Annotated in this window: 25 protein-coding genes; 13 read left to right on the top strand and 12 right to left on the bottom strand. The window is 58.0% G+C overall.

Going from position 1 to position 26,923, the window contains the following annotated elements:
- Nucleotides 1–59: 59 nt before the first annotated feature.
- Together tehA and tehB are read left to right on the top strand one after the other, a co-directional pair.
- Nucleotides 60–1,058, top strand: coding sequence for a dicarboxylate transporter/tellurite-resistance protein TehA (gene tehA, locus M2416_RS11220; protein WP_076948055.1), 999 nt, complete (start codon nt 60–62; stop codon nt 1,056–1,058).
- Nucleotides 1,059–1,060: 2 nt separating this feature from the next.
- The gene (tehB, locus tag M2416_RS11215; protein WP_259223887.1) at nt 1,061–1,657 is read left to right on the top strand and encodes a tellurite resistance methyltransferase TehB; all 597 of its coding nucleotides are present in this window, start codon (nt 1,061–1,063) and stop codon (nt 1,655–1,657) included.
- Here the strand turns inward: tehB and pepT are convergent.
- Nucleotides 1,654–2,883 (bottom strand): peptidase T, encoded by a 1,230-nt coding sequence (gene pepT / locus M2416_RS11210; RefSeq protein WP_259223886.1) that lies wholly within the window; start codon nt 2,881–2,883, stop codon nt 1,654–1,656. The genes tehB and pepT overlap by 4 nt on opposite strands.
- Nucleotides 2,884–2,995: 112 nt before the next feature.
- On the opposite strand from pepT, the gene M2416_RS11205 reads away from it, so the two are divergent.
- Together M2416_RS11205 and M2416_RS11200 are read left to right on the top strand one after the other, a co-directional pair.
- Nucleotides 2,996–4,588 carry an ABC transporter substrate-binding protein gene (locus tag M2416_RS11205; protein WP_132510582.1) on the top strand — a complete coding sequence of 531 codons (1,593 nt, stop codon included), beginning with the start codon at nt 2,996–2,998 and terminating at the stop codon, nt 4,586–4,588.
- Nucleotides 4,589–4,722: 134 nt separating this feature from the next.
- Nucleotides 4,723–5,391, top strand: a complete 669-nt coding sequence (locus tag M2416_RS11200; RefSeq protein ID WP_259223884.1) for a DUF3313 domain-containing protein — start codon at nt 4,723–4,725, stop codon at nt 5,389–5,391.
- Between the two features lie 85 nt (nt 5,392–5,476).
- Here the strand turns inward: M2416_RS11200 and M2416_RS11195 are convergent, their stop codons facing one another.
- On the bottom strand, nt 5,477–6,373 hold the full coding sequence (locus tag M2416_RS11195) for a DMT family transporter (RefSeq protein ID WP_041145341.1): 897 nt from the start codon (nt 6,371–6,373) through the stop codon (nt 5,477–5,479).
- Between the two features lie 182 nt (nt 6,374–6,555).
- Between M2416_RS11195 and M2416_RS11190 the strand changes: the two genes are divergently transcribed.
- On the top strand, nt 6,556–7,422 hold the full coding sequence (locus M2416_RS11190) for a helix-turn-helix domain-containing protein (RefSeq protein ID WP_259224007.1): 867 nt from the start codon (nt 6,556–6,558) through the stop codon (nt 7,420–7,422).
- On the opposite strand, the gene M2416_RS11185 is transcribed toward M2416_RS11190, so the two are convergent.
- Complete coding sequence (locus M2416_RS11185; RefSeq protein WP_259223881.1) at nt 7,402–8,568, bottom strand: benzoate/H(+) symporter BenE family transporter; 1,167 nt, start codon at nt 8,566–8,568, stop codon at nt 7,402–7,404. The two genes, M2416_RS11190 and M2416_RS11185, sit on opposite strands and share 21 nt — an antisense overlap.
- A 211-nt stretch (nt 8,569–8,779) precedes the next feature.
- On the opposite strand from M2416_RS11185, the gene M2416_RS11180 reads away from it, so the two are divergent.
- From M2416_RS11180 to M2416_RS11160, 5 genes are all read left to right on the top strand, one after another.
- The gene (locus tag M2416_RS11180) at nt 8,780–10,819 is read left to right on the top strand and encodes a beta-galactosidase (protein ID WP_259223880.1); all 2,040 of its coding nucleotides are present in this window, start codon (nt 8,780–8,782) and stop codon (nt 10,817–10,819) included.
- The gene (locus M2416_RS11175) at nt 10,816–12,195 is read left to right on the top strand and encodes an MFS transporter (RefSeq protein ID WP_076947269.1); all 1,380 of its coding nucleotides are present in this window, start codon (nt 10,816–10,818) and stop codon (nt 12,193–12,195) included. The genes M2416_RS11180 and M2416_RS11175 overlap by 4 nt, the downstream gene beginning before the upstream one ends.
- An 86-nt stretch (nt 12,196–12,281) precedes the next feature.
- Nucleotides 12,282–13,163, top strand: a complete 882-nt coding sequence (gene araC / locus M2416_RS11170) for an arabinose operon transcriptional regulator AraC (RefSeq protein WP_045855215.1) — start codon at nt 12,282–12,284, stop codon at nt 13,161–13,163.
- Nucleotides 13,164–13,212: 49 nt separating this feature from the next.
- Nucleotides 13,213–13,761, top strand: a complete 549-nt coding sequence (locus M2416_RS11165; RefSeq protein ID WP_259223878.1) for a helix-turn-helix domain-containing protein — start codon at nt 13,213–13,215, stop codon at nt 13,759–13,761.
- 235 nt (nt 13,762–13,996) lie between these two features.
- Complete coding sequence (locus M2416_RS11160) at nt 13,997–15,961, top strand: peptidase U32 family protein (RefSeq protein ID WP_259223877.1); 1,965 nt, start codon at nt 13,997–13,999, stop codon at nt 15,959–15,961.
- Between the two features lie 12 nt (nt 15,962–15,973).
- Here the strand turns inward: M2416_RS11160 and M2416_RS11155 are convergent, their stop codons facing one another.
- The 4 genes from M2416_RS11155 to M2416_RS11140 form a co-directional block, all read right to left on the bottom strand.
- Entirely contained in the window at nt 15,974–16,207 is a 234-nt protein-coding gene (locus tag M2416_RS11155; protein ID WP_045855218.1) for a DUF2554 family protein, read from the bottom strand.
- Between the two features lie 162 nt (nt 16,208–16,369).
- Nucleotides 16,370–16,495 (bottom strand): DUF2474 domain-containing protein, encoded by a 126-nt coding sequence (locus tag M2416_RS11150; protein WP_071844918.1) that lies wholly within the window; start codon nt 16,493–16,495, stop codon nt 16,370–16,372.
- On the bottom strand, nt 16,495–17,505 hold the full coding sequence (gene cydB / locus M2416_RS11145; RefSeq protein ID WP_076947266.1) for a cytochrome d ubiquinol oxidase subunit II: 1,011 nt from the start codon (nt 17,503–17,505) through the stop codon (nt 16,495–16,497). Before cydB ends, M2416_RS11150 begins: the two co-directional genes overlap by 1 nt.
- A complete protein-coding gene (locus tag M2416_RS11140; RefSeq protein ID WP_159237298.1) occupies nt 17,505–18,902 on the bottom strand; it encodes a cytochrome ubiquinol oxidase subunit I in 1,398 nt (465 codons plus the stop codon). Before M2416_RS11140 ends, cydB begins: the two co-directional genes overlap by 1 nt.
- 337 nt (nt 18,903–19,239) lie before the next feature.
- On the opposite strand from M2416_RS11140, the gene M2416_RS11135 reads away from it, so the two are divergent.
- The gene (locus M2416_RS11135) at nt 19,240–19,863 is read left to right on the top strand and encodes a TetR/AcrR family transcriptional regulator (protein WP_045855221.1); all 624 of its coding nucleotides are present in this window, start codon (nt 19,240–19,242) and stop codon (nt 19,861–19,863) included.
- Between the two features lie 111 nt (nt 19,864–19,974).
- Here the strand turns inward: M2416_RS11135 and M2416_RS11130 are convergent, their stop codons facing one another.
- The 5 genes from M2416_RS11130 to M2416_RS11110 form a co-directional block, all read right to left on the bottom strand.
- Nucleotides 19,975–20,577, bottom strand: coding sequence for a PqiC family protein (locus M2416_RS11130; RefSeq protein WP_259223868.1), 603 nt, complete (start codon nt 20,575–20,577; stop codon nt 19,975–19,977).
- A complete protein-coding gene (locus M2416_RS11125) occupies nt 20,574–22,223 on the bottom strand; it encodes a PqiB family protein (protein ID WP_259223867.1) in 1,650 nt (549 codons plus the stop codon). The genes M2416_RS11130 and M2416_RS11125 overlap by 4 nt, the downstream gene beginning before the upstream one ends.
- On the bottom strand, nt 22,220–22,834 hold the full coding sequence (locus M2416_RS11120) for a paraquat-inducible protein A (protein ID WP_076947262.1): 615 nt from the start codon (nt 22,832–22,834) through the stop codon (nt 22,220–22,222). The genes M2416_RS11125 and M2416_RS11120 overlap by 4 nt, the downstream gene beginning before the upstream one ends.
- On the bottom strand, nt 22,827–23,459 hold the full coding sequence (locus M2416_RS11115; RefSeq protein ID WP_076947261.1) for a paraquat-inducible protein A: 633 nt from the start codon (nt 23,457–23,459) through the stop codon (nt 22,827–22,829). Before M2416_RS11115 ends, M2416_RS11120 begins: the two co-directional genes overlap by 8 nt.
- A gap of 180 nt (nt 23,460–23,639) precedes the next feature.
- Nucleotides 23,640–24,302, bottom strand: a complete 663-nt coding sequence (locus M2416_RS11110) for a DUF3313 domain-containing protein (protein ID WP_076947260.1) — start codon at nt 24,300–24,302, stop codon at nt 23,640–23,642.
- 216 nt (nt 24,303–24,518) lie between these two features.
- Between M2416_RS11110 and M2416_RS11105 the strand changes: the two genes are divergently transcribed.
- Together M2416_RS11105 and M2416_RS11100 are read left to right on the top strand one after the other, a co-directional pair.
- The gene (locus tag M2416_RS11105; RefSeq protein ID WP_259223865.1) at nt 24,519–25,226 is read left to right on the top strand and encodes a TetR/AcrR family transcriptional regulator; all 708 of its coding nucleotides are present in this window, start codon (nt 24,519–24,521) and stop codon (nt 25,224–25,226) included.
- Between the two features lie 158 nt (nt 25,227–25,384).
- Nucleotides 25,385–26,803, top strand: coding sequence for an aminotransferase-like domain-containing protein (locus tag M2416_RS11100; RefSeq protein ID WP_132510554.1), 1,419 nt, complete (start codon nt 25,385–25,387; stop codon nt 26,801–26,803).
- Nucleotides 26,804–26,923 lie beyond the last annotated feature (120 nt).

The raw sequence follows: 26,923 nt of genomic DNA, 5'->3' as shown, positions 1-26,923 counted from the left end.
CGCGTTTTTGAAGGTTCTTTTAAAATACACCTTAAAGATAAATTGAAAAATTAAATAAAATGAATAAACAACAGTCGGGGCAGCGGGTGCTGAATCTACCCGCGGGCTATTTTGGGATGGTGCTGGGTATTATCGGAATGGGCTTTGCCTGGCGCTATGCCAGCACCATTTGGCCGGTAAGCCGCAGCGTTGGCGATGGCCTGGTGGTGCTGGCGGCCACGATATGGGCGCTGCTGGCCGTCGCGTTTATCACCCGCGCGATCCGCTTTCCGTGGAGCGTTCGCCAGGAGATGCGCCACCCGGTCGCCAGCAGTTTCGTCAGCCTGTTTCCGGCAACCACCATGCTGGTCTCCATCGGCTTCGTGCCGTGGTGCCGCCCGCTCTCGCTGGGCCTGTTTATCATCGGCGTGGCGCTGCAGCTCGCCTATTCGGCCTGGCAAAGCGCCGGGCTGTGGCGCGGCAATCACCCCAGCGACGCGACGACGCCGGGCCTCTATCTGCCGACGGTCGCCAATAACTTCATCAGCGCCATGGCCTGCGGCGCGCTGGGCTTTAACGATGCCGGACTGGTGTTCCTTGGCGCCGGGATTTTCTCCTGGCTGAGCCTGGAGCCGGTTATTCTGCAGCGGCTGCGCAGCGATGGCGAGCTGCCTGCCGCGCTGCGCACCTCGCTGGGCATTCAGCTGGCGCCCGCGCTGGTGGCCTGCAGCGCCTGGCTGAGCGTCAACGGCGGGGAGGCGGACACCTTCGCTAAGCTGCTGTTCGGCTACGGCCTGCTGCAGCTGCTGTTTATGCTGCGGCTGATGCCGTGGTATCTGCAGCAGCCGTTTAACGCCTCATTCTGGAGCTTCTCGTTCGGCATCTCGGCGCTGGCGACCACCGGGCTGCATCTTGGGCATAGCCAGCCAAACGGTTTTTTCCATTTTTTGGCTATCCCGCTGTTCGTCTTTACCAATCTGATTATCGGGCTGCTGCTGATTCGCACTTTCCTGCTGCTGGTGCGCGGTAAGCTGCTGATCCGCGTCGAGCGCGCCACTCTGTTAAAAAATAAGGATTAAGCATGACTATCCGTGACGAAAACTACTTTACTGAAAAATATGGCATGACCCGCACCCACTCCGAAGTGGTCCACGCCGCGACGCTGATGCAGCCGGGCAAAACCCTCGATCTCGGCTGCGGAAACGGGCGCAACAGCCTCTATCTGGCGGCCAACGGTTTTGAGGTCACCGCCTGGGATAAAAATCCGACGAGCATTGATAATCTGGAGTCGATCCGCGCGCAGGAAGGGATTGCTAACCTGCAGTCGGCAATCAAGGACCTCAATACCCTGAGCTTTGACGGGGAGTACGATTTTATTCTCTCCACCGTGGTGATGATGTTTCTCGAAGCGAAAACCATCCCCGGCCTTATCGCCAACATGCAGCGCTGCACTAAACCGGGCGGCTATAACCTGATCGTGGCGGCGATGGATACCGAAGATTATCCGTGCACCGTTGGCTTCCCGTTTGCCTTTAAGCCGGAAGAGTTGCGTAGCTACTACGCCGGCTGGACGTTCCTCAAGTACAACGAAGAGGTCGGTGAGCTGCACCGCACCGACGCCAACGGTCATCGTATCAAGCTGCGCTTCGCCACCATGCTGGCGCGTAAGGCGGACTAGCGCGCCGCCAGCAGGCAGAGCGCGAACGCGGTGTGGTAAGAGGCCTCAAAGGCGCGCAGCGGCAGAAACTCGAACTTTGAGTGGAAGTTATGCGCGCCGGTAAAGAAGTTCGGCGTCAGCAGGCCTTTTGCCGACAGCGCCGCGCCGTCGGTGCCGCCGCGCATTGGCGTCGGTTTTGGCTCGATCCCAAGGCTCTCCATCGCGGTAAACAGCAGGTCGATGGCCCGGCGATCCTCGCCCAGCGCGTTGCTGATATTGCTGTAGGTATCGCTCACCTGATAGTCAACTTTTGCCGTTGGGTAGCGCGCGGCGATTTTGGCCGCCACCTCGCCAATCTGCTGCTTGCGGCGGTTAAAGCCGTCGAGGTCGAAATCGCGAATGCTGGCCTGCAGCAGGGTGCTGCTCTGGTCCCCCTGAATGCCGTTAAACCACACGTAGCCTTCGCGTCCGGCGGTGTGTTCGGGGGTCTGCTGGCGATCGAAGTGGCTGATGTACTCGGTGGCCATCAGCAGGGGGTTGACCAGCACGCTCTTCGCCGACATCGGATGCGCGGTGACGCCGGTAAAGCGGATTTCCGCCGCCGCGGCGTTGAAGTTCTCATAGACAATCTCCCCCAGCTCGCAGCAGTCGATGGTCCACGCGAAATCGACGGCGAAACGGCTCAGGTCGAGCGCCTTCGCGCCGCGCAGGCCGACTTCCTCATCCGGGACAAAGGCCACCACGATATCGCCGTGGCGATGCTCCGGGGTCAGGCTTTCCAGCACCGTCATCACCACCGTCACCGCCGACTTATTATCGGCCCCCAGTACGCTGGTGCCGTCGCTGAAAATAATCTCCTCTCCGGGATAGGCGAGGATCTCCGGGTGTTCGGCAACCCGCAGCCAGATCTCTTTTTGCGCATTCAGGCACAGGTCTTCACCGTTAAAGCGCAGGATCTGCGGGTGGATGTCCGGCGATAGCCCGACGTCGACGGTATCGATATGGGTGATAAAGCCGATCCGCGGCGCCCCGGGAACGTTGCCTCTCTTCACCGCGGTGACGGTCGCGTGTTCGTCAATTTCGATATCGTCCAGTCCCAGCTGACGCAGCTCCTGCGCCAGTTCGCGCGCCATCTCGTGCTGCCCTGGGGTGGTTGGCAACGTGGTGGCGCGCGGGTCGCTTTGGCTGCTAATCGCGAGATAGCGGAAGAAGCGCTGGGTGAGCCGTTCGGCGAGTGGAGATGACATAGAGGTTCCTTATTTATTATTTTTTCAGGTGTTTGCAATCAGGCTTTAGTGTTATGTATGGATAAGAAAACAACAAGCTATTCATTAGCTGACAAATTAAAAAGGAAACCCGATGCAACGCAAACTCACAACGCTTGCCCTGGCATTCGCCGCTCTGACGGTCAGTTCCACCGTTGCGGGCAAAACGCTGGTTTACTGCTCCGAAGGATCGCCGGAGAACTTCAATCCTCAACTCTACACCTCCGGCACCAGCGTCGACGCCAGCGCGGTCCCGGTCTATAACCGGCTGGTGGATTTTAAGGTCGGCACCACCGAGCTGCAGCCGAGCCTCGCCGAAAGCTGGGAGGTCAGCGAGGATGGTAAAACCTACACCTTCCATTTGCGCAAGGGCGTGAAGTTTCAAAGCAACAAGTACTTTACCCCCACGCGGGATTTTAATGCCGATGACGTTATCTTCTCCTTTATGCGGCAAAAGGATCCGCAGCATCCTTACCACAACGTCTCCAACGGCAACTATTCCAATTTCGAAAGCCTCGAATTTGGTCAGCTGATCACCGCAATTGATAAGCCTGATGAATATACGGTGCGCTTTACCTTAGCCCATCCGGAAGCGCCGTTTGTGGCCGATCTCGGCTGGTATTTCGCCTCGATTCTGTCGGCGGAGTACGCGGATGCGATGCTCAAAGCGGGAACCCCTGAGCGCGTCGACAACGATCCGATCGGCACCGGGCCGTTTAAGCTCGCCCAGTACCAAAAAGATTCGCGCATTCTTTATACTGCCTTCCCGGAATATTGGCAGGGCAAGGCGAAGCTCGACCGCCTGATATTTAGCATTACCCCGGACGCGTCGGTGCGTTATGCCAAACTGGAAAAGAACGAGTGCCAGGTTATGCCGTTCCCTAACCCGGCGGATTTGCCGAGAATGAAGGAAAATAACAATATTAATTTGCTCAGTAAGGCGGGTCTGAATACCGGATTCCTGGCGTTCAATACCCAAAAGCCGCCGCTGAATAATGTCAAAGTGCGCCAGGCGCTGGCGCTGGCGATTAATAAACCGGCAATTATTGAAGCCGTATTCCACGGCACCGGGACGGCGGCGAAAAATCTGCTGCCGCCGGGCGTATGGAGCGCGGATGCCGAGCTGAAAGATTATGACTATGACCCGCAGAAAGCGAAGGCGCTGCTGCAGGAAGCGGGGATGGCCAACGGCCTGACCATCGACCTGTGGGCGATGCCGGTCCAGCGCCCGTATAACCCCAACGCGAAGCGCATGGCGGAGATGATTCAGGCGGACTGGGCGAAAATTGGCGTACAGACCAAAATCACGACCTATGAGTGGGGTGAATACCTCAAGCGCGTTAAAGACGGCGAGCATCAGGCGGCCCTGATGGGCTGGACGACCGCAACCGGCGATCCGGATAACTTCTTCGGCCCGCTGTTTACCTGCCAGTCGGCCAACGGCGGCTCCAACTCGGCGAAGTGGTGCTATCCGCCGTTCGACAAGCTGATTAGCGAGGCGAAAGCGATAAGCGATCGTCCGCAGCGCGAGGCGCTCTACAAACAGGCCCAGCAGATGATGCACGATCAAATGCCGGCGGTCATGATTGCCCACTCGACTATTTTTGAACCGGTGCGTAAAGATGTCTCCGGCTACGAGATTGACCCGTTTGGCAAGCATATTTTTTATCAGGTTGATATAAAATAAAGCGCTTATCTCAATCCGCCCACCGTGGCGGATTTATTTTTCTCAGCCTCTGGCATTTCACCCTTTTTGTCACAACACTTATTCTGCTATTTTGCTATAAACCTTGCCGACAACTGCATTTACAGGGATTCATCATGCGTACTCATTTTATATTTAAAGCTGCCGCTCTTGCTGGTCTGTTAGCCTTAACCGGCTGTGCGGCTAAAATTGCCCAACCCGATCGGTATTCAGGGTTTTTAAAAGATTATTCCAAATTAAAAGAGACCACCTCGGCGTCCGGTAAACCGGAACTGCGCTGGATCTCCCCGGATTACAATCCGAAAAACTACGATAACGTGGTCTACAACCCAATCACCTATTACCCGATCCCGAAACCCTCCACCCAGGTTGGGGCCAAAGCGCTGAGCGATATCCTTAACTACACCAATAAGCAGATGAAGCAGGCGATTGCCGAGCGTAAACCGCTGGCGACCACCGCAGGCCCGCGCAGCCTGATCTTCCGCGGCGCGATCACCGGCGTGGACTCCAGCAAAGAGGGTCTGCAGTTCTATGAAGTGGTGCCGGTGGCGATGGTGGTTGCGGGGACCGAAATGGCAACCGGGCACCGTACGATGGATACCAGCCTCTACTTTGAAGGCGAGCTGATTGATGCCGCCACCAACAAGCCGGTGATCAAAGTGGTGCGTAAAGGTGAGGGGAAAGACCTGGCCAACGAAAATACGCCGATGACCATTGATACCCTGAAGCAGGTTATCGACGACATGGCTATCGACGCGGTGAAATTCGACTCGACGCAGAGATAAGCCCGCCGCGCCGTCCGTCGACGGCGCGAACGATCGTCTTCCCGGCGGTATCGCGCCGCCGGGAAGCGCGGATAGCGACCGCCGTTTACGCCAGCCTGCGGCGCAGGAAAAACTGCTCCGGCCGGGCGAACATCACCAGATTACCCACCAGAATCAACGCCAGTCCGGCGATGGCATTGCCGTGCCAGACGTAGCCTTCATAAAAGGTCGAGATGGTCAGCGCAACCAGCGGGAACAGCAGGGTGCTGTAGGCCGCCTTGCTGGCGCCGATTCGCCCGACCAGCGTGAAGTAGGCGCCGAAGGCGATAACGGAACCGAAGAGGGCCAGATAGAGCAGCGCGCCCATGTAGCTCAGCGTCCACTGGGGCGAAAAATCATCGCCGCGTATCAGGGCGATGGCACCCATCACCAGAGTTCCGTAGAGCATCGCCCAGCTGTTGGTGGTCAGCGTTTCCAGACCCCGGCGCTGGTGGCGGATGCTGAGCATATTCCCCAGCGAAAAGCCGTAGGTTCCCAGCGCGCTAAGGCCAATGCCCCACAGCAGAGAGGCGTTCAGACCGTTTTGCAGCAGATCGTCCCAGAACAGCGTCACGATCCCGGCGAGGCCCAGCGCGGCGGCGAGCCAGAAACGACCCGGCGGCTGCTGGCGGAAGAAAATAAAGCCGTTGATGGCGTTAAACAGCACCGCCATAGAAAAAATCACCGATTCCAGCCCGGTGTTGATATGCGCCGCTGCGGTATAAAAGCACCAGAAATTAAAGCAGAACACGCAGCAGCCCTGCAGGACGCAGAACAGATGATCGCGCCACGCCAGCGGGCGCAGGCGGCGGGTAACCAGCAGGATCGCCAGCATGGTGAGGCTGGCAACGGCGAAGCGCCAAAAAATCGATACCGGCGCGGCGACCGGCCCCTGCTGTAGAAAGATGGCAATCCACGTGGTGCCCCAGATAACGACGACCAGCCCATAGAGTAATGCGTTCAAAATATCTCTCCCGTAAGAACACTCCCGGGCAGTGTGGCCGCTTTTGGCCCGCGCCGCTGTCACCATCTTGTTGCTGACTTGCAAATTCTTGCGCTTATTTTGCTTCAGGAGACCGCGAGGTCTGGTATCCGCCGTCGACTCTTCATAGACTACGGGTTTGCGGAATCTGATTTGTGAAGGCTATGGCTTACGGGACTTTCGAAACATTACGTCAACAAAAAGCCGTACTGCGGGAAACGGTTGAGCTGAACTCCGGCATTCAGCTGGCGGCGTGGTACAACAACCTCGATACGGTGACGGTACGTAGCGACCACCACACGCTGAGCCTGTACGTTGCCGACGGTTACGAAAGCTATCAGAAAACGCCGCAGGGCTGGAAAAACGGCGGCGGGCCGGATCGCTTTTGCCTGATGCCAAAGGGGGCGGAGAGTACCTGGGATATCCGCGGCGACCTCTCTTTTGTCCACCTTTACTGCACCGATGCGCATCTGCGACGCGTCGGGGAACAGGTCTGGGACCGCAGCCCGGCCTCGTTTAGCCTGCAGGAACAGACCTTTTCCCGGGATGATAAAATCACCGTGGTCTATCGTCAGTTTCTCCTCGACTACGACTGGCAGCAGCAGGCCAACCAGCTGACCCTGAGCTCCGCCAGCACGCTGCTGCTGACCCACCTTATCCAGCACTATTCGAACGTCCAGTGGCGCCTGCCAACGGTTACCGGCGGCCTGGCGCCGCACGTTCTGCGCACGCTGTTGGCGTGGATCGAAGAGAACCTTGACCAGCCGCTGACGCTGGCCGACCTGGCCCAGGAAACGGCGCTCAGCGAATATCACTTTGCGCGCATGTTCCGCCAGTCGATGAAAATGGCGCCGCATCAGTACGTCATGCAGCGGCGCATGCTCCGCGCGCAGGAGCTTATCTGCCATAGCGCTCGTTCGCTGACCGATATCGCCCTGGCCTGCGGCTTCAGCTCCGCCAGCCATTTCAGCAACCGCGTCAAAGGCGCCACCGGCCTGACGCCGTCGCAGCTACGCGCGGCGCAGCGCTGATAGCAGAGCGTAGCTCACCCCGCCCAGCAGCAGCCCCCAGAAGGCGGAACCAATGCCCGCCAGCGTCACCCCGCTGGCGGTGACCAGAAAGGCCACCACCGCCGCATCGCGCTCGCTCTCATGATTCAGCGCCTGAAACAGGCTCCCGCCGAGGGTGCCCAGCAGCGCCAGCCCGGCGAGCATCTGGATCCACGCAACCGGCAGGGCCGACATCAGCGCGGTAATCGAACCGCCAAAAACGCCCGCCAGCAGATAAAAACCGCCGGCCGCCGCCGCCGCAAGCCAGCGGCGCTGAGGCTCGGGATGAGCGTCCGGACTTTGACAGATCGCGGCGGTGATCGCGGCAATGCAGATGGAGTAAACGCCAAACGGCGACAGCAGCAGCGCCAGGCCGCCGGTCGCCACGATAAGCGGCGACACCGGCACCGGATAGCCGGAGGCCTGCAGCGTGGCGAAGCCGGGGGCGTTTTGCGACGCCATGGTGACGAGGAAGAACGGCAGCCCGACGCTGAGCAGCAGGGAGGGGGTAAACTGCGGGGCGATAAAGGCCGGCGCAACGAAAGAGAGGCTGAGATGTTCAGCGCTCACCTCGCCGCTGACCCAGGCGATGGCGGCCCCCACCAGCAGGGCGGCCACGACCGCGAAGCGCGGGAGCAGGGCCTTGCAGATAAGCCAGGCGCCGAGCATGCCGCCGCACAGGAGCAGATTACCCTGCAGGCTGGAGAAGGCCTGCAGGCCAAAACGCAGCAATATCCCGGCCAGCATCGCCGCCGCCAGCGAGTGGGGCACAATCTTCATCAGGCGGGCAAACAGGCCGGTCACCCCGCAGAGCACGATGAGGGCGTTGGCGAAAACAAACACCCCGACCGCCTGCTCCAGCGTCACGTCCTGCAGCCCGCTGACCAGCAGCGCCGCGCCGGGGGTGGACCACGCGGTGAGGATCGGCACCTTACGCCACAGGGTCAGCGCGAGGGTGCTGACCCCCATGCCCAAACCCAGCGCCGTCATCCAGCCGGCGATTTGTCCGGCATCGGCCCCCGCGGCGGCGGCGGCCTGCCAGATAATGGCCGCAGAGCTGGCATAGCCGACCAGCACCGCGATAAAGCCGGCGAGCAGCGTCGGCAGCGGTAGGGAGAACGAGCGCATGATCACCTCTTGTGCGTTATAACATCCGGTGAAATGTATCACTGTGCGCTATAGCGCACAAGCGCAGCGATCGGTTCCGCCTGCCTCTGCAGAAATGTGATCGCTATCGACTCCCGGCGGCGATAGCAGATTGCTCTATGTTGCCAGCAGCTAATTTCATCCGCTTCTCAGGATTATGCGATATGTTTCCGGTAACAAAGAGGAGTGAGAAATGGAAAAATTCTGGTACGGCGTAGCGTATTATCGTGAATATTTAGCAGAGGAACGCTTGCAGGAAGATATTGCCCTGATGAAAGCGGCGGGTATTAATTACGTGCGGATTGCGGAAAGTACCTGGAGTACCTTTGAGCCGCAGGAAGGGGAGTTTGATTTCAGTTCGGTCACCACGGTTCTCGACGCCATGCATGAAAATAATATTGCGGTGATTATCGGTACTCCAACCTACGCTATTCCCGCATGGCTGGCGAAAAAACACCCGGAGGTGATGGCGACTACCCCTCAGGGAAAAAATAGCTACGGCCATCGGCAAAAAATGGATATTACCCATCCCGCCTATTTATGGTATGCCGAACGAATTATTCGCCAGCTATTAAAGGTAACGGCCGCTCACCCGGCGACGATCGGTTTTCAGATCGATAACGAAACAAAATATTACGACAGCTGTTCTGAAAATGTGCAGATTGAATTTATCAAGCATCTGAAAAAACGCTTTAATAATAATCTGGCTGAAATGAACCGCGCCTTCGGCCTGGATTACTGGAGCAACCGCATTGACGCCTGGGAGGATTTCCCGTCGCTGACCGGGACGATTAACGCCAGCCTCGGCAGCGCGTTTAGCGCCTTTCAACGTTCGCTGGTCACCCGCTTTCTCGGCTGGCAGGCAGAGCTGGTGAGGGAGTATAAAAGCGACCGCCAGTTTATCACCCACAACTTTGATTTTGACTGGCGCAACTGGTCGTACGGGATCCGTGCGGAGGTCGACCATTTTAAAACCTCCGCGGTTGTCGATATTACCGGGGTAGATGTTTATCACCCCAGCCAGTTTAGCTTAACGGGGGCGGAAATCGCCTTTGCCGGTGATATTGCGCGGGTGACCAAAGATCGCCGCTATCTGGTTCTGGAGACTCAGGCCCAGGCCTTCAAGGAGTGGACGCCGTTCCCGGGACAGCTGCGGCTGCAGGCCTGGAGCCACGTTGCCAGCGGCGCCGGGCTGATTGGCTACTGGCACTGGCATTCGCTGCATAACGCTTACGAAACCTACTGGAAGGGGATTTTAAGCCACGATCTGCAGCCCAACCCGGTGTATCAGGAAGTGTGCCAGACCGGGGCTGAGCTGCGCGATTTCGCGCCGCAAGTGCTGGCGTATTCGCGCAAAAGCCGCATTGCCCTGGTGGTCAGTAACGAATGCCTGACGGCAATCGACTGGCATCCGTGGCGCGGGCATCAGTTCTCCCGTGATGCGCAGCATCAGTACAATGACATTTTCCGTCTGTACTATGACACGTTGTATCGAATGAATATTGAAGTGGATATTCTGGCGGTCGACGATCCGCGAATATTTCAATACGAGATGCTGATCTTCCCGCTGCTTTATACGGTGAGCGATGAAAAGCTCCGGCAGATTAACGACTATATCAGCCAGGGCGGCCATGCCATTTTCTCATTTAAGTCCGCATTCGCTGATGAAAATATGCAGGTGCGCACCTGTGCGCAACCGGGGATTATCTCTTCGGCCGTCGGCGCCCGCTATCAGCTTTTTGTTGAGCCGCAGCGCACCGGGCTGACATCGAGCCGCCTGTCGTTATCGGGGCTTGATACCCGGGTACATGACTGGATAGAACTGCTGGAGCCGGAGCCGGGCGCGACGGTATTAGCCCGCTACGATCATCCTTACTGGCATAAATATGCGGCGGTAACCTTTAATCGTTTTGAACAGGGGAGCGCAACCTATATCGGCTGTCATCTATCTGCCGAGGTCTTAGCAGAAATATTCCGTCACGCGCTGGCTGAGACCGCGCTCGCCGGAATTGCTGATGAGAATATAACCTTCCCGGTAATTATGCGTCAGGGCTTTGCCGAGAATAACCAGCAGCTGATTTATTACTTTAACTACAGCGCAGAGTCGCAGCGCGTTAAATTCAGTCCGCCCGCCGGACGCAACTTATTTAGCGGCGAAAATATCCATGCCGGGGATGAGATCCATTTAGGCGATTGGGATGTGCAAATTATTCTGCTGGAGAACCAACCATGAGTACTTTATCCATTGAGCGGGAGCCCTCCGCTGACGATCGGCCTGGCTTCCGCGAGCGCCTGGCGTTTGGTTTAGGGGATTACGGCACGAACCTCACCTATACGATGATGGTGACGTTTCTGGCATGGTTTTATACCGATGTTGTCGGAATTTCCGCGGCCCTGATAGGCTCTTTAATGTTCTTTGCCCGAGTGGTGGATGGCGTAATCTGCGTATTTGTCGGGATCCGTATCGATAAAACAGAAACCCGGCTGGGCAAGGCGCGGCCGTGGGTGCTTTGGACGGCGGTGCCTTTCGGCCTGTCGGCATTTCTGATGGCCACCGTGCCCGACATTGGCGACAACGGTAAAATAATCTACGTGTGCGTGACCTACCTGCTGGCGAATATCTTTTTCACCGCCAACAATATCGCCTACGGCTCGCTGCTGGCGCTAATCACCCGCGATACCTGGCAACGCGGCGTCCTGAGCGTCTTTCGCAAAGGGCTCTCTACCTGCGGATCGCTGACCGTCGGCGTCTTTACCCTGCCGATGGTGGCGGCTCTCGGCAATAGCCAGACGTCGTGGATCGTGGTCTTTGCGATATTTGGTTTCTTCACCGCCCTGTGCCTGCTGCTGACCGGCGCCTGGACCCGTGAGCGAATTAAACCGGTGAATAAGGAAAACCGGCATCATATTCAAACGCGGGAAGTGGTGCGTTCGATAATCGGCAACCGCTACTGGTTAATGATCTTCTTTTATCTGCTGATCACCTTTACCAGCCTGACGGCGCTATCAACGGTTAGCGTCTATTACTCGCGCTATATCCTGCAGGACCTGTCGCTGATGTCGTGGATCAGCCTCGCACAATATACGCCCGGGCTGATTACGCTGCTGGTAATTCCCTGGCTTATCAAGCGCCTTGGCAAACGCAACCTGGCGCTGCTGGGGCTCACGGTGTGCAGCATCGCCTATCTCCTGCCGCTATTCGATAAAACCAACTCGCTGTTTATCATCCTCGCGACCGCCGTACGCAGCGTCGGATTCTGCGGTATCGGCGCGACGATGTTCGCCTTCCTCGCCGATACCATCGATTACGGCGAGTGGAAAACCGGCCTGCGAATTGAAGGCATCCTCTTCAGCGCCGGGACCCTCGGACAGACGCTGGGAATGGGGCTGGGCAGCGCAAGCGTCGGCTGGATGCTGGGTGCGGCTGGGTTTATCAGCGGCGGTAACGCCGTGCAGTCGCCGCAGGTGGTAGCGATGATTGAGTTTCTATTCATCGCGTTTCCCTTTGGACTGGCGCTTATCAATATGGCGATTATGTATTTCTATCGCCTCGATACGCTCTACGAGCAGGTCGAGGCTGACCTTTCGCAGGGAAAACTGGCGGAGTAATCTGCGGGCGCAATCTCACGGTTGCGCCCCGTTTTAATGCAGGCAGAATACGGGAAATGGGTTAGAGAGCGATGTGGTTGCCGACAATGAATACAGAGACGATGGATGATGATCTGATTATCTATTCGCCATTAATGCGCAGTTTTACCTTTAACGCCTGGCTGGTTGCCGGCTATACGCCCATTTTTCCGGGCAACAGGCTGGATACCTTTATTCAGCGCGAGCGGGGCATGAAGGGGTACATTATTAATATCACTCTCCGTGGCGCAGGGGTGATTCATCGTAATAACGAAACCTTTATCTGTCGTCCCAACGACGTCGTGCTGTTTCCTCCAGGCTGCCCTCATCATTATGGCCGCGAGGCGAAAAGCGATTGCTGGGAGCACCTGTGGATCTACTTTATGCCGCGCCCGTACTGGATTGACTGGCTGAAATGGGATCGCCAATGGCACGACGTCGGCATAACCCAGAGCAGCGACGCTGATTTTATTCAGCGCCTGAAGAGCGATTTTAAAGAGGTGATTCGCCTTTACTCTTCGGCGGACCGGCTGGACGCGATTCTGGCGGTAAACTGCCTGGAAAAGATTTTACTCCACTGTTTTAAGCTGCAGCCGGGGAGCAACTGCCTGTCGCTTGACCCGCGCATCATCGCCATCTGTCAGTACCTGGATGAGCATCTCGAGGAGAAGATCACCGTCAACACGCTGGCGGCGCGGGCGTTTCTCTCACCGTCGCGGCTCGCGCACCTGTTTCGCCAGGAGACGGGAATGACGATTTTCGCCTGGCGAGAAAAGCAGCGCATGAACCGCGCGTCGCTGCTGTTACAGCACGCGCAGCTGACGATTGCGCATATCGCTCAGCTGGTGGGATACGACGACGCGCTCTATTTTTCCCGCCTGTTCAATCAGCAGTTTGGCGTGGGCCCCCGGGAGTACCGCAGGCGCTTTTCGCAATTAAACGCCCTGTAGAATCATATTAATACGCGTATAATTTCCGCTGAGAAAATCAGGAGGTGGAATGAATATTGCGCAACATCTTGCGGCAACCCTGAAAACGCTGCGTCAACAGCGCGGCTGGAGTCTGTCGCGCCTGGCGGAGGAGACCGGGGTGTCGAAGGCGATGCTCGGGCAGATTGAGCGCAACGAATCTAGCCCGACCGTGGCGACGCTGTGGAAAATTGCCACCGGGCTGAACGTGGCCTTCTCGACCTTTATCGTCGCCGATGCTTCCGACGCGCCTACCGCCTTCGACCCGCAGCAGCAGGCGATGGTGGTGACGCCCGTTTTTCCGTGGGATCCGCAGCTGCGTTTTGACCATTTTTCTATCACCCTCGCTCCCGGCGCGCTCAGCGAGTCAACGCCGCATGAAAAAGGGGTGATTGAGCACGTGGTGGTAATAAGCGGAGCGCTGGAGCTGTGCCTTGAGGGGCAGTGGCACACCCTGCAGGCGGGGGAAGGGCGGCGCTTTGCCGGCGACCTCGCGCATGCCTATCGCAACAGCGGCGCGCAGACGGCCCATTTTCATTCGCTCATTCACTACCCCAAAGAAAAAGCCGCCGGGGGTTAGCCGGCGGCCAATCAAGATGACTGATGATAAAACAATCCACAACGTGACGAGGAAAATCCGGAATACGCGGTGACTTTACCCTGCGCCGTTTTCGCTGGGAAATACCTTTTCCTTCAATGCTTTGCCAGAATCTGAAAATTCGCCCCGCGGCGGCGGTGGAAATTGTTTTGGTCTCTGCCTACTTCTGACTACAATAGCCGCCATTTCGCCCCCTATAACGGATAACGACGATCGTATGCGCCTGCAAAACCATCATCTTGAACTTCTTAGCCCCGCCCGCGATGCCGGGATCGCCCGTGAAGCTATTTTACACGGTGCGGACGCGGTTTATATCGGCGGACCGGGCTTTGGCGCGCGCCACAACGCCAGCAACAGCCTCAGCGATATCGCCGAACTGGTGCCTTTCGCCCATCGCTACGGTGCGAAGATTTTTGTGACGCTGAATACCATCCTGCATGATGATGAGCTTGAGCCCGCGCAGCGCCTGATTACCGACCTGTATGAAACCGGCGTTGATGCGCTGATCGTGCAGGATATGGGGGTGATGCAGCTGGATATCCCGCCGATTGAGCTGCATGCCAGCACCCAGTGCGATATCCGTAGCGTTGAAAAAGCGAAGTTTCTTTCCGACGTCGGCTTCAGCCAGATAGTGCTGGCGCGCGAGCTGGATCTGCAGCAGATCAAGGCCATCTACGAACACACCGACGCGACGATTGAATTCTTTATTCACGGCGCGCTGTGCGTGGCCTACTCCGGGCAGTGCAATATCTCCCACGCGCAGACCGGCCGCAGCGCCAACCGCGGCGACTGCTCTCAGGCGTGCCGCCTGCCGTATACCCTGAAAGATGACCAGGGCCGGGTGGTGGCCTACGAGAAACACCTCCTGTCGATGAAAGACAACGATCAGACCGCCAACCTGGCCCAGCTGATCGACGCTGGCGTGCGCTCCTTCAAGATTGAGGGCCGCTACAAAGACATGAGCTACGTGAAGAACATCACCGCCCACTATCGTCAGATGCTGGACGCAATCATTGAAGACCGGGGCGATCTTGCGCGCTCCTCTGCCGGACGTACCGAGCATTTCTTCGTGCCGTCCACGGATAAAACCTTCCATCGCGGCAGCACCGACTATTTCGTTAACGCGCGTAAAGGGGATATCGGCGCGTTCGATTCGCCGAAGTTTATCGGCCTGCCGGTGGGCGAAGTGCTGAAGGTGGGTAAAGACCATCTTGACGTCGAGGTGAGCGAAGCGCTGACCAACGGCGACGGTCTGAACGTGATGATCAAGCGCGAAATCGTCGGTTTTCGCGCCAATACGGTAGAGAAAACCGGTGAAAACCGCTACCGCGTATGGCCAAACGAAATGCCGGCGGATCTCTATAAGGCGCGCCCGCATCAGGCGCTGAACCGCAATCTTGACCACAACTGGCAGCAGGCGCTGCAAAAGACCTCCAGCGAGCGGCGGATTGCGGTAGATATCACCCTCAGCGGCTGGCAGGAACAGCTGGTGCTGACGATGACCTGCGAGGATGGTGTCAGCGTGTCCCACACCCTCGACGGCGAGTTTGCCGAAGCGACCCAGGCCGATAAGGCGCTGGCCAACCTGCGCGACGGGGTGGCGAAATTAGGCCAGACCATCTATTTCGCCCGCAACGTTGAAATAGCGCTGCCCGGCGCGCTGTTTGTGCCCAACGGCCTGCTCAATCAGCTGCGTCGTGAAACGGTAGAGCGTCTCGATCGGGCGCGCCTGGACGCCGCGCCTCGCGGCCAGCGCAAGGCGGTGTCCGTGCCGCCACCGGTCTATCCTGAAACCCATCTCTCGTTCCTGGCGAACGTCTATAACCACAAGGCGCGCGAGTTTTATCAGCGCTACGGCGTGCAGCTGATTGATGCCGCCTATGAAGCGCACGAAGAGAAAGGCGACGTGCCGGTGATGATCACCAAGCACTGCCTGCGCTTTGCCTTTAACCTGTGCCCGAAACAGGCTAAAGGTTCGATTAAGAGCTGGAAAGCTACGCCGATGCAGCTGATTCACGGCGACGAGGTGCTGACGCTGAAGTTTGACTGCCGTCCCTGCGAAATGCACGTGGTGGGCAAAATGAAGAACCATATTCTGAAAATGCCGCTTCCGGGGAGCATCGTCGCCTCCGTCAGTCCGGACGAGCTGCTGAAAACCTTACCCAAACGCAAAGGCGCCTGATCGACGCCGGGACTAGCTGCGGGAATAGGTTTTAGCCCGGCGGGCGTTCTGCCAGCGGTGCTGTTCGCGCAGGTTCGACGCCGCATCGTCGTACTGGCTGCGTAATTCGTCGCAATCGGCCTCGTGCAGCAGCCGCTGTTCGAGGCTGGGGACCGGGAAGTAGTCGTGTCCCTGCTGGCGGGCCAGCAGGTGGCCGGAAAAGAGCGCGCACAGCAGCAGTAAGGTCGAAACGCATCTCCTGATCATATCCTGTTCCGTATGGGGGCGAGTGCAGCCACTATGCCTGCCGATTGTTGAGCTTTTTTCTGCCTCAGTCAAAGAAGGGAAAAGGCTCTGTCAGCGCCGGCTGACGGAAGATAAAAAAACCGGCAGATGCGCTGCCGGTTGATGGACGGTTAAGATAAAAGGCTAGACTTTTAGCCCGGCTGCGGTCATTAACAGGCGAAAACCCATACTCACCGCCGCCAGCGCCAGCACGCTGCCGCCCCACAGCGCAACCATCCAGACTATCTGCTTAAGCCATAATCGATTCATCAATGATACCCCTCACCGTGTTGCACTTTGCCGCGGAATACGTAGTAGCTCCAGAAGGTATAGCCGAGGATCACCGGAATAATCAGCGCCGCGCCTACCAGCATAAATCCCTGGCTCTGCGGCGGCGCGGCGGCCTGCCACAGGGTGATGGCCGGCGGAATAATATGCGGCCAGATACTGATCCCCAGTCCGCTAAAGCCGAGGAACACCAGCCCAAGCGTCAGCAGGAAAGGGCGCGCGTGATGGTCGCGGCTGCCTAACGCCCGCCACAGCCAGACGCTGAGTGCCAGCACCAGTAGCGGAACCGGCAGCAGGAAAAAGAGGTTCGGTAAGCTGAACCAGCGCGCGGCGATAGCGGGCTGCGCCAGCGGGGTCCACAGGCTGATCGCGGCAATCACCGCCAGCAGCGCCAGCAGCAGGGCCCGCGACGCGCCGCGCATTTTTTCCTGCAGCGGCTCCTCGCTTTTCATCACTAGCCAGCTGGCGCCCAGCAGCGCGTAGGCGATGGTCAGCCCCAGGCCGCAAAACAGGGTGAACGGCGTAAGCCAGTCGAGCATACCGCCGCTAAAGGCGCGGCCGCTGACCGGGAAGCCGTTAATGACCGCGCCAACCACCACGCCCTGGGCAAAGGTCGCCAGCAGGGAGCCGCCAAGAAAAGCGCGGTCCCAGAAAGGCCGGTGCGACGGCGTGGCCTGGAAGCGAAATTCGAAGGCCACTCCGCGAAAGATCAGGCCAACCAGCATTAGCGTCAGCGGGATCGCCAGCGCGTCGATAATGACCGCGTAGGCCAGCGGAAAGGCGCCGAACAGCGCCGCGCCGCCGAGCACCAGCCAGGTCTCATTTCCGTCCCACACCGGGGCCACGCTGTTCACCATCACGTTGCGATCCTCGGGGTCGCGGATGGTGCAGAATAAAATGCCAATCCCCAAATCGAAGCCGTCCATGACGATATACATCAGGGTGGCGAAAACGATGATGGCAAACCAGATTACCGACAGGTCGATAGCCATTAGTGGGACTCCTTATGCTCAATATGGCCGGTGGCGGCGGAAAGCGGACGCGCCGGGGTGCCGCTTACCGGCGGATTGACCTCCTGCGGGCCTTTGCGGATCAGGCGCAGCATATAGCTATAGCCGACGCCAAAGACCGAGCTGTAGACCACGAAAAACGTCAGCAGGCTGATGGTCATATGCAGGTCGCCGTGGGCGGAAACGGCGTCGGCGGTGCGCTGCACGCCATAGACAACCCACGGCTGGCGGCCTACCTCGGTGGTCACCCAGCCGGCGAGGATGGCGATTAGCCCCGATGGCCCCATCCAAAGCGCAAAGCGCAGGAAGGGCTTCGAGTGGTAGAGCCGCCGGCGGTAGCGCAGCCACAGCGCCAGCGCGCCGAGCAGGATCATCAGCATGCCGAGGCCGGCCATCAGGCGAAATGACCAGAATACAATGGTCGAATTGGGGCGGTCCTCTGGCGCAAACTCCTTCAGCGCCGGCACCTGTTTATCGAGGCTGTGGGTGAGGATCAGGCTACCGAGCGCCGGGATTTCGAGGCCGTAGCGGGTGCGTTCCTGCTGCATATCCGGCCAGCCGAACAGCAGCAGCGGCGTCGGTTCCCCCGGCCGGTTTTCCCAGTGCCCCTCAATGGCGGCAATTTTTGCCGGCTGATGCTCGAGCGTGTTCAGGCCGTGCATATCGCCAATCATCGCCTGGATGGGGGCGACGATCAGCGTCATCCACAGGGCCATCGAAAACATCGCCCGAATGGCCGGGGTTTGATTGCCGCGCAGCAGATGCCATGCCGCCGAGGCGCCGACGAACAGCGCGCTGCTGAGGAAGGCCGCGACCGACATATGCAGCAGGCGGTAGGGGAATGAGGGGTTGAAGATCACCGCAAACCAGTCTACGGGCACCACCTGGCCGTTGACTACCTCAAAGCCCTGCGGCGTCTGCATCCAGCTGTTGGAGGCGAGGATCCAGAAGGTGGAGATTATGGTCCCGGTCGCCACCATGCAGGTGGCGAAGAAGTGCATGCCGGGGCTGACGCGATTCCAGCCGAACAGCATCACGCCGAGGAACCCGGCTTCAAGGAAGAAGGCCGTCAGCACCTCATAGGTCAGTAGCGGCCCGGTAATACTGCCGGCGAACTCAGAAAATCCGCTCCAGTTGGTGCCGAACTGATAGGCCATCACCAGCCCGGAGACGACGCCCATGCCGAAGTTGACGGCGAAAATTTTCGACCAGAAGTGGTATAGCGATCGCCAGACGGGATTTTTAGTTTTTAACCACAGCCCTTCCAGCACCGCCAGATAGCTGGCAAGCCCGATGGTGATGGCGGGAAAGATAATATGAAACGACACGGTAAAGGCGAATTGAATTCGCGCCAGGTGGAATGCATCAAGACCAAACATGCAGTGCTCCGCAACAAAATTGATTCAGCGCAATTTTAGGCGTCGCCTGCCTTTGGTTGCAGAGGCAGAAAGGCTGTTTTTTCCCATAACAGTCGGGTGACTGTTATGGATTTTTCCGCGCGGAATAGCGCTGCTGCGTTTGAGAGTGTGGGCAGCCGACGGTGTGCCGAAGATGCGCAATGCGCGGTTTGCCAGGCTGGCAGCAGGGGAAGATTGGGGATAAATAGCGCGAATTTATAATAATCAGCGGGCTATGAAAAATTTTATTGCGGTCTGATTTTATGCTACTGTCGCTCTAATAACTGAACACATCGGTTTACTTATGCGAGGGGAAAAGATGAGAACGCTGACCGAAGAGCGAAGAAAAGCCATAATTAATGCCGCATCCGCTATTTTTCAGGAGATGGGGTACGAGCGTGCCTCGATGAACGAAGTTGCAAAACGCGTTGGCGGCTCTAAGGCGACGCTATACAACTACTTCTCTTCGAAAGAAGAGCTATTTGAAACGGTGGTTCGTACCTACAGCACGCGTTTTCTGAGCGAGGCGGCAAGCGATCTCCTCGATGCTAAAAATGCCGGTTTGACGCTTGAGCAAAAGCTCATCCGGTTTGGCGAGCGCATGCTGCAGGTGCTTGCCGGAGATAACCAGGCGCTACAGATTTACCGGGTGGTCATCGGCGAGGCCGGGCATTCTGACATTGGCTCCCTTTTTATCGAATCAGGGGTCAGCGAAAGCATGGGGACGCTTTCTGTGGTTTTGGCGGAAGCGATGAGTAAGGGGGAGCTGACGGAAGGCGACCCCGTAACAAGGGCTGCTCAGTTCACCGCCCTGGTAAAAGCCGAGGCCGATGCCATGATCCTCAAACGCGATTTACCGCACTATAGTACCGCCAAAATCAACCAGATGGTCAGAAACGGGGTGCACCTGTTTCTTTATGGCGCTCTTCCACGAAATGATTAAGCGAAACAGTCTGGCGGCCTTACGGAATCGGCGCGTTCACGTTCCGGTCCCGCAAGGCATCAGCGCGGGATCCCCCCGGATTAAGCCGCTTTTACGCCCCTTCGCGTCATGTTACCTGCAGGTCGATCGCGCTGAGTCGGCCCATTCTTCAGCCGTGTCTGCAATCGCGATCGCGAGCTGATTGACCAGCCGCTGGGCGAGCGGGAAAAGCTGTAAATAGTCATCGGGCGCGCTCAGGGTTAGCTGGCTCTGGCAGAGGAGTCGTCGCCGTTGGTCGCCGCTCCTTGCTGAGAGGCTCCAGTCTGCATCAAGACGAACCCGATTCCCCGGCCAGAGATCAAAACGGCGAATCTGTATCTGTATCCTCACCCGCTGCTGTTCATCCGTCTTCGACAAGCCAGAAACATCCAGAGTGCCGAGCCGCTGGGCTATCTGGGGCGAAAGGGCGGAGTGCATCTCCTCGCTCAACGGACTCAGCCAGCGGTCATTATCGAGCACCAGCATTGAGCTGTCGCTCTGACGTATCACGACCTGCTTGATATCCTGCGGCGCCGGAACGCCAATCGGCAGAAGCTCAACGACAAAGGCCGCTCTTTTTGCCGGGCCGGCAGGGGGCGCGGGCAGCTGTAGCGTGTGGTTCCCGATCGGCGGGGAGGAGCAGCCGTTGATGGCGAAAATCATCGCCAGTGTGAAAAAAAACGGCAGCAGTTTCATTGGCTTTTCCCTTGGTTAAAATCAGCGGTTTTCGCCGGAATCTCAGGCTCAGGATCCTGCGGCGTTCCCCGCAGCAAGGCTTCCGGATGACGGTCGAGCTGGTCTGTCAGGCCGCGTAGCGACCTTAAGGTCCTGCCGGTCTCCTGAAGTACCTGCATCAGGTTGGCCATCAAGGGGGAGTCCTCAGCTATCAGGTCCTGCACGTCTGCGGTCGTATTTTGCGTTTGTTTCATCAGTCGGTTGGCCACCGGCAGCGTCTCGCCGTTAACGATCCGAAGCGTTTTACTGAGCCCGGCGAGCGTGGTGTCGAGATTGTTGCCGATAGACTCCAGCGGCAGCTGATTCACTTTTGCGACAATTCCGGCGACCTGATCCTGAATTTTATCGAGGCCGCCGCTGACGGTAGGAAGCTGAAGGGGGCGAGCGGCCAGATCGAAGGCGACCTTCGGCGCATCGGGGATAAAATCGAACGTAATAAAAAGCTGGCCGGTCAGTAAACTGCCGGGAACCGCCTGCGCGCGAAGGCCCTGCGCGACCAGATCGCGGACGAAAAGCGCTGCGACGCGCTCCATATCCTCAGTTCCCGACGGATGGGGCAATTTTTTCACAAGCGGACCAATGCGGGACGGATAGACGTTAATGCCGACGATAGTCGGAAAGCGATAGCCCGTCGGAGCGTAATCGAGATCGATAGAGGTTACCCGACCAACCACCACGCTGGAAAACTGTACCGGAGCGCCGACGGCAAGGCCGCGAAGAGAGCGTTCGAAGCGCAGTTTGAACGCAATGGCAGGACCATCCGGCTGAGCCAGCGCGCTTGCCTGGTCGGCGAAAAGAGCGTAGCGGACCTTTTCCCCGGCGCCTTGAGGATCGCCATCAGCGACGGATGCGAATGCAATACCCCCTGCCATAATGGTGGCCACGGTTTGCGTTTTCAGGCGCACGCCGTCAGCGCCCACAGAAAGGTCAATCCCGCTGACGTTCCAGAACCGCGTATCAGCCGTGACCAACCGGTCATAGGGCGCGTCAATAAAAACGTTAAGAGTGACGCCGGCCCCGTCCTCCCGCAGATGGTATGACGCTACCCGGCCTACCTGCACCCGGCGGTAGTAAACCGGTGAACCAATATCGAGTGACCCCAGGTCGGCGGCGTCAATAATGAACTGGCTGCCCTGAACATCGCTGATGATTGTGGGAGGCGTTTCAAGCCCGCGAAATTCACGCTCGCTTTCGGTTGATTTCCCTCTGTCCATGCCAATATACGGGCCTGACAGAAGCGTATCGATGCCGCTGACGCCGCTGATACCGACACGCGGCCTGACCACCCAAAAGCGGGTATCTTTGCGGATCAGGCTCTCAGCGCTTCTTGCCAGCTGAACGCGCGCAAGCACCTCTGAACTATCGGCGCTGAGGATAATTTCTTTGACCGTCCCGACGCTGACATCTTTATATTTGACCGTCGTTTTTCCTGCCTCGAGGCCCGCAGCGCTGCGAAAAGAAATGACGATCTCCGGCCCCTCGGTGAGTTTTGTTTGCAGCAGCATGGAAAGGCCCGTCAGCAAGGCGATTATCGGCACCAGCCATATCAGAACATTGCGCCAGCTGTGGCGGATAAACGCGGGTTCGCCCGGCAGCATTTGCTTCATTCATCACCTTCCCAGATTAATCTCGGGTCAAAACTTAAGGCGGATAGCATCGTCAGAAACACGACCAGACCAAAAAACAGGATCCCAGCCCGAGGTTCTGCTTCACTCAGGGTGGGGTACTGAACCAGTCCGCTGACGGCCGCGACGACAATGACGTCGAGCATCGACCAGCAGCCAATCCATTCCGTAATATGATAAAGCCGGGTTCGCTCTCTTCTTGCCCACGGACTGCGGATTGCAGAACTGACCAGCAGCGCGGCGATGGAAAAAAACTTCATGCACGGGATCGCCACGCTGGCAATAAAGATAATCACGGCAATTCCGTACGAACCGGCATGCCAGAAATCCACCACCCCTTCCATAATCGTGCTTTCCTTTCCACCTCCAGGCAGGCGGGTAAACATCACGGGCAAAACGTTTGCCGGAACGTAAACAATAACGGCGGCGATGAGTAGGGCGCATGAGCGACCAAGGCTCTTTCTGTCAGGAGGGCGTTGCTGCGAACCGCAGCGAGGACAATATTGCGTGGTTTCCGGCGTTGGGCGAAACACCAGACGGCAACAGCGGCAGCCGGTAACCCCGGCCTGATGGGCAAACAGGACTCTACGCATAGCCCCTCTCTGCTGAAGCCGCCGCCCGACACACTATCCATAAGGGCCGCAGGTCGTAGCTGTTGACGATAATCATCAGTACTACGGAGGCGGCCAGCGCCCAGCCGCCGGCTCCGGGAGCCACGTCCAGCAGCGAAGATAGCTTAATCGCAGCAATCAAAAAGCCCAGCACGCCAACATCCGCCATGCTCCAGGGGCGAAGCCAGCTGAGGGTTTTCATCATCGAGATAAAACCCGGCGCCCGCCGTCTGAAATGGGCAAACGCGAGCAGCCACAGCAGAAGCAGGATTTGCATCAGCGGGGCCATAATCAGCAGAAAGGCCGTTAATATCGCCATCAGCGGGAAGCTCCCCGCCTGCGTCAGCGCCCATGCGGTCTGCCAGAGGGTGATTTCATTCCTGGCGCCATGAAAACTAATCATCATGACCGGATAAAGGCATGCCAGTGAAAAGGTGATAAGCGCAGCCAGGGTCAGCGGCAGCAGCAGGAGGGGGGCGGGGCTTCTGTTCTGCCACAGCAGCGTATGGCAGCGTTCGCAGCATGCGGTAGTGCCCGAACCGTCAGAACGATAGCGGTAGAGGGCGCTGCACAGCGGACAAACGATAAGATGAGGGTATATTTTCATGGGTTTTATCAGCAGCGTTAAGTTACGGGGCGGCCGATATTGCAGGCCGCCGCCTTTAATCGACAAGCGATGTTATCTGACGCTGTCGCTGGAGAGGCCGGTAAACGCAGCAGCTGAAGCCAGACCCACATCCCGGCGCCATGTCCGATCTCACCCGCAGAGGCGTTGAGCTGACGGCGGCTATTTCAGGGTTTCCGCCAGCTCTTGCGCACCTTTTTCAATCCCCACCTCCGCCGCGCTCAGTGAGCCGAAGGTGGCGGAGATATTCATCGCGTTCGGATACTGTTTTGCCACATAGGCGTGCAGCAGCTTGTTGGTTGAGGCGTCATAAATTTCGACGGCATAGTTCACATATCCGCTCAGCATGCCCTGTCCGCCGCGGATAGCCTGAACGATATTGTACGGACCTCCGGCGAGGTCAAATTTGGTAACGGTTCCGACAAACTGGGTGGTGGTATCCGCGCCGGTGAGCGTCAGCTTCAGACGGAGGGTTGTTGGGGAGGCGGTAGCCTCCTCACGAAAGCGGGGACGTAATGCCGCAGAAAATTTCTCCTGCATGTCGCTGGCCAGCTTCTGCCGGTCAGATTGCGGCATATCGCCAAACTGATTGTCAGGTCCCTGATAAATAGTGACGGGGTCAATAATGATGCTGTCGTATTTTTTCCAGTCTACCCCGGGGCCGTAGCGGAAGGGGATACGATCGGACTCGTCGCCCGTGTTGGGGGTCAGGTGCGAGGATGAGTCGAGGCCAGCATAACGAACGGGATCGTTGCTCGCGCAGCCCGCAAGCAGCGCGACCGCAGCCATAAAAGTCAGGCGTATTGCCCGTGAGAAAGTGGTCATCTGAGTATCCTTAAAATAAGACGTTTATGACTTAAGCCTCGGGTAAGGCTGCCGGTAGCGCAGAAATCCGGACCTGTTTCTAAAGCGGGTCGTCAAGTCAGGTTTTGTTTATTTCTGAACTGTACGGTATAGTTTTGATCCGGCGTGAATGTCATGTCAAGAAAATGTTTCCCGATAAGACATTGCGTATTGGCTTATGAGTGACGAGGGGGAAATATGGGATCTGAGAACGGAAGTCGCGAACGGCTTCTCCGCGAAGCTGCCGCCGTTTTTGGTCAGGCCGGATATGATGCGCTCTCTTTCAGGCTGCTCGCCCTGAAGATAAACTGCCCGCAAACAATGCTCTGTTATCATTTCCGGGATCGCGAGACGCTCCTGAGCGAAATTATCCGCATCTATGCTTACGGCCATCTCCACAGGGCGGTATCCGTGCTGCTCAAAACGGATGCCTGTAGTATCAGAAGGCGACTTATGCGTTTCGCCGTACAGATGCTGTTGGTTTTACGCAATGACGAAAATGTGCTGGATATTTTTCGTCGCACGGTAAGCGAGCTTCCCGGCAGAGGATTGAGGGCTCTTCTCTTTGAGGCGGGTCTGCGGCAGGTGCATGAGATCCTGACGGATGTTATTGATAGCGCCATGCAGCATCGCGAGATTCGCTTTGGCGATCCCGGCCTGCTGTCGTGTCAGTATTTTGCACTGCTGAATAATATCATCGCAATTAATCTGTTGTTAAAAGAGAAGCCGCACGTCAGCGTGTGCCAGATACGGAAATCAGCCAGGGCGTCGGTAGATCTGTTTCTCGACGGAGCGCTGGCTTTAAGGGCAAAAGAGAAATATTCGGCCGAACACACGGCTGCTTCGGGCGCCTTGTTCAGCAACGGTTGCCATTCGGGCGATAGCGCCGGTCCTGGGGACAAATAACGACGTGCTTTTGGCAATCTACCTCCTCCATGCCGGATTGCGCGGCGGTCGCTGATAGCGAGGCGGCGCTTTAGATACATCTATAACAGTTTTTATAAACTGCCATTATTTATCAGCTGTTATACTATAGGCCACAACGTTCATCCGCGGATTCACCTATGAAAAAGTACCAACAGCTGGCACAGCAGCTGACCGAACAGATTGCGCTCGGCGTCTGGCAGCCCGGCGACCGCTTGCCCTCGCTGCGCGAGCAGGTGGTCAGCAGCGGAATGAGTTTTATGACGGTCAGCCACGCCTATCAGCTGCTGGAGAGTCAGGGGCGGATCATCGCCCGTCCGCAGTCGGGCTACTACGTTGCGCCCAGGCCGGTTAAGTCGCGCCAGCCGGCGCCGCCGGCGCAGGTGACCCGCCATGAATCGGTGGACATTAATACCTACATTTTTGAGGTGCTACAGGCCAGCCGTCAGGCCTCGATGCTGCCTTTTGCCTCCGCTTTTCCCGACCCGCGCCTGTTTCCGCTCCAGCAGCTAAACCGCTCCCTGGCCCAGGTCAGCAAAACCGCAACGGCGATGAGCGTGATTGAAAACCTGCCGCCGGGTAACGACGAGCTGCGCCACGCGATTGCCCGCCGCTACGCGCTGCAGGGGATGAACATTTCACCGGATGAGATAGTGATCACCGCCGGCGCGCTGGAGGCGCTCAACCTCAGCCTGCAGGCGGTTACGGAGCCTGGCGACTGGGTGGTAGTGGAAAATCCCTGCTTCTACGGCGCGCTGCAGGCGCTGGAAAGGCTGCGGCTGAAGGCGCTGTCGGTGGCGACGGACGTTAAAGAGGGGATCGATCTGGCGGCGCTGGAGCAGGCGCTGCAAAGCTATCCGGTGAAGGCCTGCTGGCTGATGACCAACGGCCAGAATCCGCTCGGCTTTACCCTCAGCGCGGAGAAAAAGGCGCGGCTGGTCGAGCTGCTGGCGCGCTACGGCGTGGTGCTGATTGAAGATGACGTCTACAGCGAGCTCTATTTTGGCCGCGAGAAGCCGCTGCCCGCCAAATTCTGGGACCGCCAGGATATGACGCTCCACTGCAGCTCCTTTTCCAAATGCCTTGTGCCGGGCTTTCGCATCGGCTGGGTGGCCGCCGGCAAACACGCCCGGCGCATTCAGCAGCTGCAGCTGATGAGCACGCTGTCGACCAGCTCGCCGATGCAGATGGCGCTGGTGGACTATCTGTCGACCCGCCGCTACGACGCCCATCTGCGGCGCCTGCGCCGTCAGCTGGCCGAGCGCAAGCAGCAGGCCTGGCAAGCGCTGCTGCGCCATCTGCCCGCGGAAGTTAAAATCCACCATAGCGACAGCGGCTACTTTCTCTGGCTTGAGCTGCCGGCGGGCGCCGATGCCGGGGAGCTGAGCGCGCGCGCCCTGCGCGACAACATCAGCATTGCGCCGGGGAAAATGTTCTCCACCACCGCCAGCTGGACCTCATTTTTCCGCTTCAACACCGCCTGGGGCTGGGGGGAGAGAGAAGAGCAGGGGGTTAAACGCCTGGGCGAGCTTATTCGCGAGCTGCTGGCTGAACCTTAGACTTATTTTTTCTACGACTTAACGCCCCGCGGAAAATAACTAAATATTATCATCCAACGATACCGGTCATTATTTTACCGGTATCGATCATAGGAAATTCGCATACCCATTCTCTGCTCC

This window comes from Klebsiella sp. BIGb0132 (assembly GCF_024810075.1).
Lineage (GTDB): Bacteria > Pseudomonadota > Gammaproteobacteria > Enterobacterales > Enterobacteriaceae > Klebsiella > Klebsiella terrigena.
Note: the sequence above shows the minus strand (reverse complement) of the source record. Positions and strands in the feature narration are given on the sequence as shown.